Source organism: Acinetobacter sp. M5A5_2a (assembly GCF_053345265.1).
On the sequence record NZ_JBKEZV010000001.1, the window covers coordinates 16238 to 29157 of the forward strand.

The window sequence follows — 12920 nt, forward strand, 5'->3', positions numbered from 1 at the left end:
AGCTATTCCATACTGTTTTATAGATGAAGCCGTTATGGAAGTTTTTTTAGTTATTGCCTTTACCCATTTTTTAGCTTTGTTATCTCCGGGACCTGACTTCTTTCTGATTCTCACGAGTCTTTTGCAAAAAGGTTCGCGTTATACATATGGCGTCATTGTGGGAATTACTTTTGGTAATGCCTTGATTTTGATGGCGTGTATGATTGGATTTATGGTGCTTGGAAATTTGAGTACGAACATTCTTTTAGTACTTAAATGGCTTGGGGCTGGGTATTTGGTTTATTTGAGTTACCTTTGTTTTAGTGCGGCTCGGTCTGGCACCTTAACTTTTGCTATTGAAAAAAATGGTTTGATGGATCAAGAGCATCAACAGCAGGATAAAGTTAAGAGCTTAATGTTAGGAATACAATCTAGTCTTCTTAATCCGAAAAATATTATGTTTTATAGCAGCTTAATGTTGCTCATTCAGCATGACTTTAATCTGCTTCAAAAATTGCTGATGAGTACGTGGATGACTGGAGTCGTGCTTGCTTGGAACTTATTATTGGTTCGCTTATTGCTTCAAAATCGGGTTCTAGAGCAGATTAAACGTTCTGCTAAGGGCCTATATTATTGTTCTAGTCTGGCTTTTATATTTTTTGCAGTACTGCTGGTTATTTATAGTTAATGTAGTGTACAGCCTTTAATATTACTAAAGGCTGTACAATTTACTTATGCTTAGAGAATTGCTTTTAAACGCTTAACCACTTCTTCACATTGCGCTAAATCGGCAACTAAAGCCATACGTACATGATTTTCACCGGGGTTACCTTGATCTGTGTCACGAGATAAATAACGGCCAGGTAAAACCTTAATATGTGTTTTTTCCATTAACATCTTGGCAAAAGTTTCATCATTATCAACTTTTAACCAATAATAAAAACCAGCATCTGGCTTTTGCAGAGGTAATAAGTGACCTAGTTCGGTTTGGAATAAATCAAATTTTGCACGATATTGCTTACGGTTTTCTTCAACATGGCTTTCATCATTCCATGCTGCAATTGATGCAAGCTGATGTTGAACAGGCATTGCTGCACCATGATAAGTACGATACTGCAAATATGGTTTTAATAATTCTGCATCACCAGCAACAAAACCTGAGCGTAAACCCGGTAAGTTTGAGCGTTTAGAAAGTGAATGGAATACGACACAGTTTTTATAGTCATCACGACCAAGTTCTGCACAAACTTCTAATAAGCCTGTAGGTGCTTGATCGAACCAAAGTTCTGAATAGCATTCGTCAGAAGCAATAACAAAATTATATTGATCAGATAAGGCAATTAACTTTTTGAATTGCTCTTTGGAAAGTACTGTGCCTGTTGGGTTACCTGGTGTACATACAAAAAGAAGGGCTGTTTTTTCCCATACTTCTGCTGGTACGGCATCAAAATCACCTAAATAGCCATTTTCTTCGGTGCAATTGATGAAATAAGGTTTTGCACCAGCGAGTAGAGCTGCACCTTCATAAATTTGATAAAACGGATTCGGCATTACTACATACGGCGCGTCTTCACGGTTAATGAGCGCCTGAACAAATGAGAAAATCCCTTCACGAGTACCTGATACGGGTAAAATATGATTTTCTGCACTAATGCTATTCAGTTTGAAGCGTTTGGTTAACCACTCTGCAATACTTTGGCGAAGCTCTGGCAAACCCTTACTATTCGGATAAGTTGATAGATGATTAAAGTTGTCAATGATTGCCTGTTTAACAAACTCTGGTGCTGGGTGCTTAGGTTCACCAATTGATAGTGGAATCAATGGAAGATTAGCAGGAGTGATATCCTTAAAAAGCTGGTTTAACTTTTCAAATGGATATGGGTGCAATAACGACAAGCTAGAGTTCATTAAACAGTTACCAATTAGTTGAGTTTCAGTGCTGACAAATTTGATTAGATGCTTCATCTAATGCAGCTTTAAGCTTTTCCGAGAAGAGTTTGACCTCTTCGTTATTTAACGGTTTTCCATCTTTTTTCGTGACAAAGAAAATATCTTCTGCACGTTCACCTAAAGTTGCAATTCTAGCTGAATGGATGTCTAAACCTTGCATCATAAATAAGCCACCTATGCGTGCAAGTAGGCCAGGGTGATCAAGTGTTGAAATTTCGACCATATTTTGCTGTAACGCTTCATTCAATGTAACGTCAACTGTATTTTCAATATCAAAATGACGTAGTTGACGTGGAATTCGACGTTGCATGAGTCCTGGATATTGATCGGGCTGACTAAGCGCTTTTACTAATGCAGTTTTAACGGTTTCTTCGCGTTCAGGGTCGGTCAGCAATGTCCCGAAACGATCAAGCACAACATAGGTGTCTAAGCTAAATGCCGTACTTGCCGTGATAATTTTTGCATCTTGAACGTCTAAATTCATTTTGTCCAAAACTGCAACAGTGGTGGCAAAAAGGTTGGGTTGGTCACGTGTATATATAAAGATTTGCACTGCATCTTGGGCAGCTTTACGGTGAGCACGCAACAGTACTAATGGCTCTGGATTATCACCGTGTTTCAAAATTGCTTGAGTGTGCCATGCAATTTCATCTGCTGATTCTTTAATGAAGTATTCATCACCAAGTTCTTGCCATACTTTTTCGACGTCTGCTAATGAGAAGTTATTCACCAGTAATTCACTTGCTGCAAATTTGGTGTCTTCAATCAGCATTTGATAGTCAACAGGACGACTTAAACCTGTACGAATTACATCACGGGCATGCGTATAAAGTTGACGCATAAGTGAAGCACGCCATGTGTTCCATAGTTTTGGATTTGTTGCATTAATATCGGCAACCGTTAAGGTATATAGATAATCAAGATGTTCCATATCGCCAAGTTTTTCAGCAAAATCTTTAACAACATCTGGATCGGAAATATCCTTTTTCTGAGCAGTCAGTGACATGAGCAAATGGTTGTGGATGAGCCATGCAATTAATTTGCATTCACGCTCTGTAAAGCCGTGTGCACGTCCAAATTCGATTGCATCTTCTGCACCGAGTTCACTATGGTCTCCACCACGGCCTTTAGCAATGTCATGAAATAATGCAGCGATAAATACAATATCTTGACGTGCAAGACGTTGGAAAACAGAGCTTACAACAGGGAACTCTTTAGCAAACTCAGGTTCTTTAAAGCGGTTTAAGTTGCGCAGCAATAATAATGTGTGAGCATCGACTGTATAAATATGGAATAGGTCATATTGCATAAGACCCATAATTTGGCCAAATGCTGGAATATAGTTTCCTAAAACACCATACCGCTTCATCGCTACCAAAGTATCGTATAGACGATAGGGTGAGCGAATAATCGACATAAACAGTGCTTGATGTTCAGGATTATCTCGATAGTTTTGATTAATGCGTTTTGCAGCAAGAATAAGTAAGCGTAAAGTACGAGCGCGGATCCCTTCAATATCTGGTCGATTAGCCAAAATATAGAACAATTCTAAAATAGCACTTGGGTGTTCTGCGAATATTTTGTGGTGCTGTACTGCAAGCTTGTTATCAACGATTTTAAAATGATTATTAACTTCTTCAATTTTACGTTCGTAATTTGGTAAGCGAGGAGTAATGACTGATTCGCTAAAATAGGCCAACAACATTTCATTGAGGGTAGAAACCTGTTGTGCGGTACGGTAGTAGCGTTTCATGAACTGCTCAACACCGTAATTTACAGGTTGACCTTCTTGACGGACATAACCAAATTGAGCCGCAATTTCTCTTTGATGATCGAACAGAAGACGGTTTTCATCACGTTTCGCTAAGCGGTGTAAGTGGTGGCGAATTTCCCAAAGAAAACTTTCAGCTTCTTCTAAAACTGTTAATTCAAACTCTGAAATAAAACCTAAATGCACTAAGTCATAAATGCGGTTCACACGGAAATGACGCTTGGCAATCCAGCCAATTTGGTTAATGTCACGAATGCCACCCGGTGCATTTTTAATATCTGGTTCTAAATTGCTTTCAGTATTGTTGTGTTGGTGGTAACGCTTGGCTTGTTCAGCCATTTTTGCATCAAAAAATGTTTTGTCTGTCCACGTTTGCGAAACAATACGACGTGGCCATTTTGCAAGTTGACTATTACCGGTAATTAAACGAGCTTCGATGAGTGTAGTTGCAACAGTTAAATCGGTAGCAGCTTGTTCAACACAGCTTTGGATGGTACGAACGCTAATTCCGGGTTTAAAATTACCAACATCCCATAAAGAGGAAATAAATGTAGAAATACGCTTTTCGTTTTCTTCGTTAATTTCATGTTCTGACAAAATCATGATATCAACATCGGAATAGGGCAACATTTCACGGCGCCCATAACCACCCACAGCAAAAAGACCTAATCCTGTCTGGTCGAGTTCGGCATGTTTCCATAAAAAGATCAGTGCTTCATCAACGAGGTCTGAGCGCGCTTTAATGACTTCTCGAATAGATTGCCCATTTTCATATGAATCTTGCAATTGCTTTTCTACATCCGTTCGCCATTGATTAATGGCTTTAATATCATGATGGCTTGTAACGTAGTTCAGCAATGGCGATGTATTGATCATGAAAATGGGTCTACCAATAAGTAAATATTAAGAGTTGGTTTTTACGCTTACTTGATCAGCGGTTTCTTTCGCTAAAGTACGAGCAAGATCAGTATTTTCTGCACGAGCAGTTGCCACACCCATACGACGTCGTTTGAAACCTTCTGGTTTACCAAACAGGCGTAGGTCAGTATTTGGATTGGCTAACGCCGTATTTAAGCCGCTGTAGCTTAAGTTGTTGGCATCTACCCCCGCATAAATGACTGCACTCGCAGCAACACTATGACGAGCTGTGTTCACTGGTAATCCTAAAATTGCACGAGCATGCAGTTCAAATTCGCTTTGAAATTGCGATGCTAGAGTCACTAGACCTGTATCATGTGGGCGAGGTGATACTTCACTGAACCAGACTTTGTCGCCTTTAATAAACAGTTCTACACCGAAAATACCACAGCCACCCAGTGCTGTTGTCACTTTATTTGCAATACGTTTTGCTTCTTCAAGTGCAGCAGGTGTCATTGGTTGAGGCTGCCAGCTTTCTACATAATCACCAGCGTCTTGGCGGTGACCAATTGGGTCGCAGTAGTGAGTTTCGATTTCACCAGTTTCAGGGTTTTTAGCGCGAACGGTAAGTAATGTAATTTCAAAATCAAAATCAATTTGAGATTCAATGATAACCGTACCTTGGTTAACACGACCACCTTGCATCGCATATTCCCAAGCAGCATCGACTTCATCGAAACTTTTTACACGAGATTGGCCTTTACCTGAAGATGACATCACTGGTTTTACAAAATTTGGATAACCAATATCATCAGAAGCGGCGCGGAAGCTTTCTAGTGAGTCTGCAAAGCGGTAAGCAGAGGTAGGTAAACCAAGTTCTTCAGCAGCAAGACGACGAATACCTTCACGGTTCATTGTCAGGTTTACAGCTTTGGCAGAAGGAATAACAGTTGCAGTTTGGCTCGCTTCAATTTCAACAAGAACTTCTGTAGCGATGGCTTCAATTTCTGGAACAATTAAATTCGGTTTAATTTTTTCGATGAGTTGTTTTAATTGAGTAGGATCAGCCATATTTAACACATAAGAAAAATGTGCAACTTGCATGGCTGGCGCATGATCATAACGGTCGGCTGCATGTACTTCTACACCAAGGCGTTGTAAGGAAATTACAACTTCTTTGCCAAGCTCTCCTGAACCTAACAATAAAACTTTAAATGCAGAAGATTGAAGTGGGGTACCGAGTGTCACGCTCATGCGAATCATCCTGACAAAATTATTTTTTTAAGCATAGCAGAACTTATGGTGGAGTTAAGCCTTATAACGCATAAAAAATGAATTTTGTCGGACAATTAAGAATGTACTTTATTTATACATTAACTTGATAGTTTAAAAGTAGCTCATCTGCATTTTTACCGCGAATACCCCAATTTTCTTTAGGTGTTTCAAAAATCGTAATTTCGATATCTTGAGGTGCTATTTTGCATTGTTCTTCAATATTGCGAAATAATGTTTGGATAAGTCTCTTTTTCGTTTCTGTACTACGACCTATAAACATTGAAAGCTCAATGATGATGTAGTGTTGGCTACGGTCAGAAGGATAAATAAAGTTTCCCGGTTTAAGGCTAATAAAACGTTGAAATCTTTTCTCAACCGGATATTTCAATTCTTCAATGAGGGCTTGATGTATGGCATGAGAAAGTAATTCTCGATATTGCATAATCGTTTGTTCATTTGCGTAAATTTTAATTTGTGACATTTTTATCTCTAATGGGTAGATGAAGTTATCTTTTTAATCAATTCAAAAAATTAGATTTTTCATACCAGAAGTTTCAATCTTAAACGCTTCTGGCTAGGTTTTAGTTTATATAAGGAAGATGAGTTTATCTATTTATAAAGGTAAATAAGTATAGATCAGGCCATAAACAATTGCGGCAGTTAAAGTTGCTGGAACAATTTTCTTAAATTTAAAATAAAGGCCTGCTAAAACCAGAAAACCGATAAGCATGGCGAAACTCTTGTCTGGATTTTCAAGAAGTGGTGGAAGAGTCGCAACCACAAGCATGGCGCTAATTGCAGATATACCAATGCTTCCCAAAGCAATTTTTAACCAGACTGAACCGCGTCTTTGCTGTGTCCCTTGCAGCTTTTGTATAACAAAGAATGGTCCAAAACGTGAGGCGAAATTAGCAATACCCACAATTATGCCGACCAGAATAATCTCTAGGTTCATTTTAAACTTCGACCTCTTCTTGTTGTTTCAGCACATAATATTTAAACAAGCCGGCTAAAATACCTGAAAGAATACCAATAAAAATAGCCGCAGAGAGGTTAATCCAATAACAGGACAACGCTGAAACAACTAAAGATACAGCAACTACAAGGCTATGCTTTCGCTCAAATGCTGCTAATAAAAAACTTAAAAATAAAGCAGGTAATAAGAAGTCTAATGCTGCTTGTAAAAATTTTGGAAGATGAGTGACCTGATCTGCAAATAATCCGCCTAGTAAAGAGCCAGTTGCCCAAGCCATCCAACTAAATAGGCTAAGTCCTAACATCCAAGACTCAGACCATTGCTGACGACGTTGTGAAAGTTCGATCATGCCACTTGCAAAAACTTCATCGGTTAATCCCCATGCCCAAACCGCCGTTTTTTTAAGATTTAACTTGTTGGGAATAAGGTTGTATAGCGCTGGCCCATAAAGCACATGGCGAATATCAAGTGCAATGACTGTTAATGCAGTTAACCAGATAGATGAACCACTAGCCAAAAGTGCGACAACCAAGAACTGACTGGCTCCAGCATACATTGAGCAAGATAGGAAAAAAGCTTCCCATGGTGTAAAACCAAACTGAGATGCAGAAACACCGAAGGCAAAAGAAACGGGTAAATAGGTGAGTACGATAGCTTGACTATCTTTGGCACCTTGCCAAAAAGTTGCCGTTTGATCAGCCATCAATTGTTGTTTGGACACAATGCACCTTGGCAATAAACCAAATGATAAAAATACTTGAAAGATTGAGTATTGTAGCCGAATTTAATAGCATAGTGCCGAAATGTTTAATCGGCAGTTTGATATGTTCAACGCAAAGATTCGTTTAGTTTATATCGCCATGTTGAGTGCAGGTATTTTTACATTGCAGGGCTGTGACAATGGTAATCAGGGTGCAGAAAAAAAAGTAGAAATTAAACCAGCACCGAAACTAACCAATGATGCAACTGTTTATGCTCAAAAAGCATGGACATTAATTAATACGGTTGAGCATTTGGTTTATGAAAAGCAACTGAGTCAAATCGATGACGAAGTTCGTAAACCTTTACGTCAATTGAGTACGGACTGGCGTATTAATGTGAAAATGACGGACTCAGTGACAGAAGGGAAATATGCGCTTTGTCGTAAAGCTCTTACTAGTCTAGATGTGTGGGCTCGCGAAACGCTTGAAAATAATGATTCAGTTGCTAAGAAGCAGGCAGATTATGAGCGAGATAAAGCTCAATGTAAGGATGCAATTGAGAAGCCAAGCCTTGGAAATACTTCTCCAAAATAAAGCAGACAAATATAAAAGCGAGATGATCAATCTCGCTTTTTTGCTTTTAAACGATAATGAGTGAATGTTAATTAAGGTTTTGTTGCTGGTTTCATTGTGTCATGTTTCATTTGATTTGCATCATGCTGAGCATGCATAGATTTCGTCATGGCTTCATGCTTTTGTTCAGTCATATCTTTTTTAACATCTTGTTTTGCTTTTGCTACTTCTTTTTTAGCAGTTGCTTTGCCGTGTGCAGCAACACATTTTCCGCCTTTATGATTTGGTCCTGTACCGCCTTGTAATTGAGTTCCTTTTGGACATGCAAATGCCGAAACACTTAACATAGCCAATACGCCTGCTGTAAGAATTGTTGATAATTTTTTCATGTTAATCAGCGCCTTGTTGAGTATTATTGCTCAGCCTGAGTGTAAAATGAAAATATCTGCTTTAAAACATTTATTTTGTGAAATAGAGTTTGAACAATGTTTTGTTTTGCAGCGTTATCTAATTTTTTAATTTAATTTTAAGTTTTTGTTATATAGCTGCCTTAGCAAGAATCACGAATGGACATGAGCAATTACTTTCAATTTTTCAATATCTAAAATCTCAATTTTTTTAAAAGCAATTTTGATGATCTTTTGTTTTTCGAACAGGCTTAGTTCATGATTGATGGTCTGTCTGGAGGTAGTTAACATATTTGCCAATTGTTCTTGAGAAATATGAATGTGATGATCTTGAATAAGAATATGATTACCATAACCTTCTAAAATAAATAGAAGACGCTGAGCAAGCCTTTGAGAAATACTGCGTGTTTGGATAGCAATCTGTTCTAAGAAGACATACCTAAGTTTTTGACTGGTTAAACGTGCAAAATAATACCAGTAATAGGGATTTTCTTTGAGTAGCTCATTTAAGGGATTCGCAGGAATATGCAAAACCGTACTTTTTTTCAAAGCAATCGCATCGTGCGAGCGCGGTTCATGATCAATCAGCGATATTTCGCCAAACCACATAATTGGTTCAGCAATTGCAGAAAGTGCTTCATTACCATTTACATCGACATAACCTAAGCTAATTGAGCCTTCAAGCACGGTATAAATGCCATCAAACACATCTTGGGCACGGAAAACATAACTATTTTTTTCAAAAGTTCTTTGCTTACCATGTTCTAGAATAAAGTTTTGGAATGCTTCTGGAAGCACACTAAACCATGTATTTTCTTTTAGTCGGTTAATATAAATAAGGTCCAATATTGGGGCCATCCATGAAAAAATCACTACTTTGTCAAATAGCTGACAACTTTAAGTTTTCCTTATTTGTACAGTATGACTATAGATAGATGAATAGGGAACAACTCATGTCGAATCTGGAGCAACAGCTTAGCAAATATGCTGCTTACCACTTAAATCATAAAAATATTTTGACGCATTTTATCGGTATTCCGCTCATCGTGTTTTCAATTTTATGTTTAACTGCAAGAGCTGGAGTCGATATTGGCGATTTTAAACTGACTTTAGCTATAGTGTTGATTGCAGCTAGTACGATTTATTATTTTATTTTAGATAAAGTATTTGGTTTACTCATGCTGATTCTTTTAGTCGCTGTCTATCCACTGGCGAGCCAAATTGCTCAATTATCTTGGGGAGAATGGTTAGCAGCAAGTATTGGCTTCTTTGTGGTGGGGTGGGTCTTTCAGTTTGTTGGGCATTATTTCGAAAAGAAAAAACCAGCTTTTGTGGATGATGTAATAGGACTTGCGATTGGGCCGTTATTTGTATTGGCAGAATTTATATTTATGCTGGGTTTTAGAAAACCATTGCATGAGCGAATTTTGAAAGAAGCACGTAGTAAACGAGAGATGATGGATCTGAATCATTCCTTATAAATATAAAAAAAGCCCCAATATGTTGGGGCTTTTTTAAGCTTTAACTTAAACGTTAAAACGGAAGTGCATTACATCGCCGTCTTGAACAACGTAAGTTTTACCTTCTAAACGCCATTTACCAGCTTCTTTAGCGCCGTTTTCACCGTTGTATTGTACGAAGTCATCATATGCAACAACTTCAGCACGGATAAAGCCTTTTTCAAAGTCAGTATGAATAACACCAGCTGCTTGAGGAGCGGTTGCACCAACTTTTACTGTCCATGCACGTACTTCTTGTACACCAGCAGTGAAATAAGTTTGTAAACCTAAAAGTGCATAACCTGCACGAATAACCACATTTAAGCCTGGTTCTTCCATGCCCATTGCTTCTAGGAACTCAGCACGATCTTCATCTTCTAATAATGAAATTTCAGCTTCGATCTGGTTGCAAAGAGGAACAACAATTGCATTTTCTTCCGCAGCAAGTTTTTTTACTGCATCTAAATGTGGGTTATTTTCAAAACCATCTTCAGCAACGTTGGCAATATACATCGTTGGTTTTAAAGTCATTAAACCAAAACCACGAACTAATTTACGTTCGTCATCAGACAAATCAGCCGCACGAGCTGGTTTACCTTCGTCTAGTAATGGTTGGATTTTTTCTAAAACTGCTTTAGTTGCAACAGCTTCTTTGTCACCGCCTTTAGCAACTTTAGTTAAGCGTAAAATTGCTTTAGCAACAGTTTCAAGGTCTGCAAGTGCAAGTTCAGTATTGATGGTTGCGATGTCATCTAACGGATCAATTTTACCGTTTACGTGAATCACGTTTTCATCTTCGAAACAACGTACCACGTGAGCAATTGCATCAGTTTCACGGATGTTAGCAAGGAATTGGTTACCTAAGCCTTCACCTTTTGATGCACCAGCAACAAGACCTGCAATGTCCACAAATTCCATTGTAGTTGGCAAAATACGTTGCGGTTTAACAATCGCAGCAAGTTTGTCTAGACGTGGATCTGGTACAGGAACAATACCTGTGTTTGGCTCAATGGTACAGAAAGGGAAGTTTTCCGCTGCAATTGCTGCTTTCGTTAATGCATTGAAAAGGGTAGATTTCCCTACGTTTGGCAGACCAACAATACCGCAATTAAAACCCATGAAAACCACTCACAAATGTGTAAATTAAAAATTGTCGCTGATTTTACATGAAAGCCATGACAAAGTCATGGCTAGAGCAGGGTTCTGTTGAGTTTAAACTTTACGTTTATCAAGTTGCTGGGCTAATGCATCACCAGTTGCTTGTACTAACATGACTAAAACAATCAACACTAAAATTACAGCCACCATAATTTGCATATCAAAACGTTGATAGCCATAACGATAAGCGATGTCTCCTAAGCCACCTGCACCAATAGCACCAGCAATCGCAGAGGAGTTAATCATGGTAACAATTGTGACAGTAAAGCCCGCAACAATACCTGGCAAAGCCTCTGGTAATAGCACATGCCAAATAATTTGTTTACGGTTACAACCCATGGCTTGCGCAGCTTCAATTAAGCCCTGATCGACTTCGCGTAAGCTGACTTCTGCAATACGGGCAAAGAAGGGAATTGCAGCAATCGTTAATGGAACAACGGCTGCCCAAACGCCATAACTTGTACCTACAATCCAGCGAGTCAGTGGAATCAGGGCAACCATTAAAATAAGAAAAGGTACAGAGCGAGTAATGTTGATTACCCAGCCCAAAGCCTGATTAATCTTTTGTGATGGGTGAATGCCATGCTCAGAAGTACTCACTAGAACAACAGCAATCGGTAAGCCAATTAAAAAAGCAATCAATGCAGATGCACCCACCATAAGTAAGGTATCTACAGTTCCAGTAATTAATAGATCAATGAGCTGGTCGGGCATAGCCAAGTACCTCAAATTGTGCAATTGCTGTTAATGCATCTTGTCGTATGGATGAAATATCAATTTCTACATTAGGAATACCCACTAAAAGCGAGCCAATAATGTGCCCTTGAATGGTATCGACCTGACTTTGATATAAATTGACTGGTGCTTTAAATCTAGCAAGTAGTTCTTGAATATCAGGAACCTGATGTGCTTCAGCCTCATATTTAAGTTTTATAATAATATGAGTCGAATTTTCATCGGGTAACGGACTGATCTTAAAAGGCAGGGTGATCTGTTCAAGATTCAGTAATTCTTGAGTAATTTGTTGCTCTGGTCGTGAGAACACAGACCAAACTTGTCCAGCCTCTACAATCTCACCTTGATCAATCACTACGACTTGATCGCAAATTTCTCGAATAACCTGCATTTCATGAGTGATTAATACAATAGTTAAGCCAAGCTCCTGATTAATCTTCTTAAGTAAAGCCAAAATAGTGGCTGTACTTTCTGGATCAAGTGCGGAGGTCGCTTCATCACAAAGTAAAATTTCAGGGTGGTGAACCAGTGCGCGTGCAATACCGACACGTTGCTTTTGCCCACCAGAAAGTTGTGAGGGATAGTAGTTCGACTTATCTGCTAATCCCACCAGTGCCAAAACTTCATTTACACGTTGGTCGATATCTGCTTTGTTGTAATTGGAAACTTTTAAGGGCAATGCCACATTTTCCCAAACTGTTTTTGCAGACATTAAGTTGAAATGTTGGAAAATCATTCCAATCCGTTGACGGGTTTGGATGAGCTCGGCATGACTCAATTCAGCAATGTTTTGTTGATGAATATGAATACTGCCAGTATTCACTTGTTCCAAGCCATTTAAAGTACGGAGCAAGGAAGATTTGCCTGCACCGCTTTTACCAATAATGCCTAAGATTTTACCTTTGGGAACATCAAGGTTAATTTCTTTTAAGGCATGCAGTTTTTGACCCTGCGATTGGTAAAATTTATTTAAACCGCGAATTTTGATATGGGGTAGAGAAAAATCAACTTGTGATCCAAAACTCACCATCGTCATTC

The 12920-nt window shown here is 38.7% G+C and carries 14 protein-coding genes; 3 read left to right on the top strand and 11 right to left on the bottom strand.

What is annotated here, in order from left to right; translation table 11 throughout:
- Positions 1 to 34: 34 nt before the first annotated feature.
- Positions 35 to 667, top strand: coding sequence for a LysE family translocator (locus ACLBWE_RS00065; protein WP_447600393.1), 633 nt, complete (start codon positions 35 to 37; stop codon positions 665 to 667).
- A 50-nt stretch (positions 668 to 717) separates the two neighbouring features.
- Here ACLBWE_RS00065 and dapC read toward each other — a convergent pair whose 3' ends face one another.
- The 6 genes from dapC to ACLBWE_RS00095 form a co-directional block, all read right to left on the bottom strand.
- Positions 718 to 1887 carry a succinyldiaminopimelate transaminase gene (gene dapC / locus ACLBWE_RS00070; RefSeq protein ID WP_447600950.1) on the bottom strand — a complete coding sequence of 390 codons (1170 nt, stop codon included), beginning with the start codon at positions 1885 to 1887 and terminating at the stop codon, positions 718 to 720.
- A gap of 25 nt (positions 1888 to 1912) precedes the next feature.
- Complete coding sequence (glnD, locus tag ACLBWE_RS00075) at positions 1913 to 4576, bottom strand: [protein-PII] uridylyltransferase (RefSeq protein ID WP_348949556.1); 2664 nt, start codon at positions 4574 to 4576, stop codon at positions 1913 to 1915.
- A 27-nt stretch (positions 4577 to 4603) separates the two neighbouring features.
- On the bottom strand, positions 4604 to 5821 hold the full coding sequence (gene purT / locus ACLBWE_RS00080; RefSeq protein WP_080632523.1) for a formate-dependent phosphoribosylglycinamide formyltransferase: 1218 nt from the start codon (positions 5819 to 5821) through the stop codon (positions 4604 to 4606).
- Positions 5822 to 5924: 103 nt separating this feature from the next.
- Positions 5925 to 6314 (bottom strand): tautomerase family protein, encoded by a 390-nt coding sequence (locus ACLBWE_RS00085; protein ID WP_056479469.1) that lies wholly within the window; start codon positions 6312 to 6314, stop codon positions 5925 to 5927.
- Positions 6315 to 6446: 132 nt separating this feature from the next.
- Positions 6447 to 6788: an L-valine transporter subunit YgaH gene (gene ygaH, locus ACLBWE_RS00090; RefSeq protein WP_003651314.1), complete on the bottom strand. Its 342-nt coding sequence runs from the start codon at positions 6786 to 6788 to the stop codon at positions 6447 to 6449.
- 1 nt (position 6789) lies between these two features.
- Positions 6790 to 7512: an AzlC family ABC transporter permease gene (locus ACLBWE_RS00095; protein WP_447600952.1), complete on the bottom strand. Its 723-nt coding sequence runs from the start codon at positions 7510 to 7512 to the stop codon at positions 6790 to 6792.
- 121 nt (positions 7513 to 7633) lie between these two features.
- Between ACLBWE_RS00095 and ACLBWE_RS00100 the strand changes: the two genes are divergently transcribed.
- Positions 7634 to 8104 (top strand): hypothetical protein, encoded by a 471-nt coding sequence (locus ACLBWE_RS00100; RefSeq protein WP_201784109.1) that lies wholly within the window; start codon positions 7634 to 7636, stop codon positions 8102 to 8104.
- Between the two features lie 71 nt (positions 8105 to 8175).
- On the opposite strand, the gene ACLBWE_RS00105 is transcribed toward ACLBWE_RS00100, so the two are convergent.
- Positions 8176 to 8472, bottom strand: a complete 297-nt coding sequence (locus ACLBWE_RS00105) for a hypothetical protein (protein WP_447600397.1) — start codon at positions 8470 to 8472, stop codon at positions 8176 to 8178.
- A gap of 171 nt (positions 8473 to 8643) precedes the next feature.
- A complete protein-coding gene (locus ACLBWE_RS00110; protein ID WP_447600399.1) occupies positions 8644 to 9348 on the bottom strand; it encodes a Crp/Fnr family transcriptional regulator in 705 nt (234 codons plus the stop codon).
- A gap of 95 nt (positions 9349 to 9443) precedes the next feature.
- On the opposite strand from ACLBWE_RS00110, the gene ACLBWE_RS00115 reads away from it, so the two are divergent.
- A complete protein-coding gene (locus ACLBWE_RS00115; protein ID WP_443272343.1) occupies positions 9444 to 9971 on the top strand; it encodes an Mpo1 family 2-hydroxy fatty acid dioxygenase in 528 nt (175 codons plus the stop codon).
- A 45-nt stretch (positions 9972 to 10016) separates the two neighbouring features.
- Here ACLBWE_RS00115 and ychF read toward each other — a convergent pair whose 3' ends face one another.
- From ychF to ACLBWE_RS00130, 3 genes are all read right to left on the bottom strand, one after another.
- Positions 10017 to 11108 (bottom strand): redox-regulated ATPase YchF, encoded by a 1092-nt coding sequence (ychF, locus tag ACLBWE_RS00120; protein WP_004642544.1) that lies wholly within the window; start codon positions 11106 to 11108, stop codon positions 10017 to 10019.
- Positions 11109 to 11201: 93 nt separating this feature from the next.
- Entirely contained in the window at positions 11202 to 11861 is a 660-nt protein-coding gene (locus tag ACLBWE_RS00125) for a methionine ABC transporter permease (RefSeq protein ID WP_056479479.1), read from the bottom strand.
- Entirely contained in the window at positions 11842 to 12918 is a 1077-nt protein-coding gene (locus ACLBWE_RS00130) for a methionine ABC transporter ATP-binding protein (RefSeq protein ID WP_447600403.1), read from the bottom strand. Before ACLBWE_RS00130 ends, ACLBWE_RS00125 begins: the two co-directional genes overlap by 20 nt.
- Between the last annotated feature and the right edge of the window lie 2 nt (positions 12919 to 12920).

Excerpts from the sequence above, each read along its gene's own strand:
- ACLBWE_RS00065 (WP_447600393.1), top strand. The coding sequence starts at position 35 with ATGGAAGTTTTTTTAGTTATTGCCTTTACCCATTTTTTAGCTTTGTTA.
- dapC (WP_447600950.1), bottom strand. The coding sequence starts at position 1,887 with ATGAACTCTAGCTTGTCGTTATTGCACCCATATCCATTTGAAAAGTTA.
- glnD (WP_348949556.1), bottom strand. The coding sequence starts at position 4,576 with ATGATCAATACATCGCCATTGCTGAACTACGTTACAAGCCATCATGAT.
- purT (WP_080632523.1), bottom strand. The coding sequence starts at position 5,821 with ATGATTCGCATGAGCGTGACACTCGGTACCCCACTTCAATCTTCTGCA.
- ACLBWE_RS00085 (WP_056479469.1), bottom strand. The coding sequence starts at position 6,314 with ATGTCACAAATTAAAATTTACGCAAATGAACAAACGATTATGCAATAT.
- ygaH (WP_003651314.1), bottom strand. The coding sequence starts at position 6,788 with ATGAACCTAGAGATTATTCTGGTCGGCATAATTGTGGGTATTGCTAAT.
- ACLBWE_RS00095 (WP_447600952.1), bottom strand. The coding sequence starts at position 7,512 with ATGGCTGATCAAACGGCAACTTTTTGGCAAGGTGCCAAAGATAGTCAA.
- ACLBWE_RS00100 (WP_201784109.1), top strand. The coding sequence starts at position 7,634 with ATGTTCAACGCAAAGATTCGTTTAGTTTATATCGCCATGTTGAGTGCA.
- ACLBWE_RS00105 (WP_447600397.1), bottom strand. The coding sequence starts at position 8,472 with ATGAAAAAATTATCAACAATTCTTACAGCAGGCGTATTGGCTATGTTA.
- ACLBWE_RS00110 (WP_447600399.1), bottom strand. The coding sequence starts at position 9,348 with ATGGCCCCAATATTGGACCTTATTTATATTAACCGACTAAAAGAAAAT.
- ACLBWE_RS00115 (WP_443272343.1), top strand. The coding sequence starts at position 9,444 with ATGTCGAATCTGGAGCAACAGCTTAGCAAATATGCTGCTTACCACTTA.
- ychF (WP_004642544.1), bottom strand. The coding sequence starts at position 11,108 with ATGGGTTTTAATTGCGGTATTGTTGGTCTGCCAAACGTAGGGAAATCT.
- ACLBWE_RS00125 (WP_056479479.1), bottom strand. The coding sequence starts at position 11,861 with ATGCCCGACCAGCTCATTGATCTATTAATTACTGGAACTGTAGATACC.
- ACLBWE_RS00130 (WP_447600403.1), bottom strand. The coding sequence starts at position 12,918 with ATGACGATGGTGAGTTTTGGATCACAAGTTGATTTTTCTCTACCCCAT.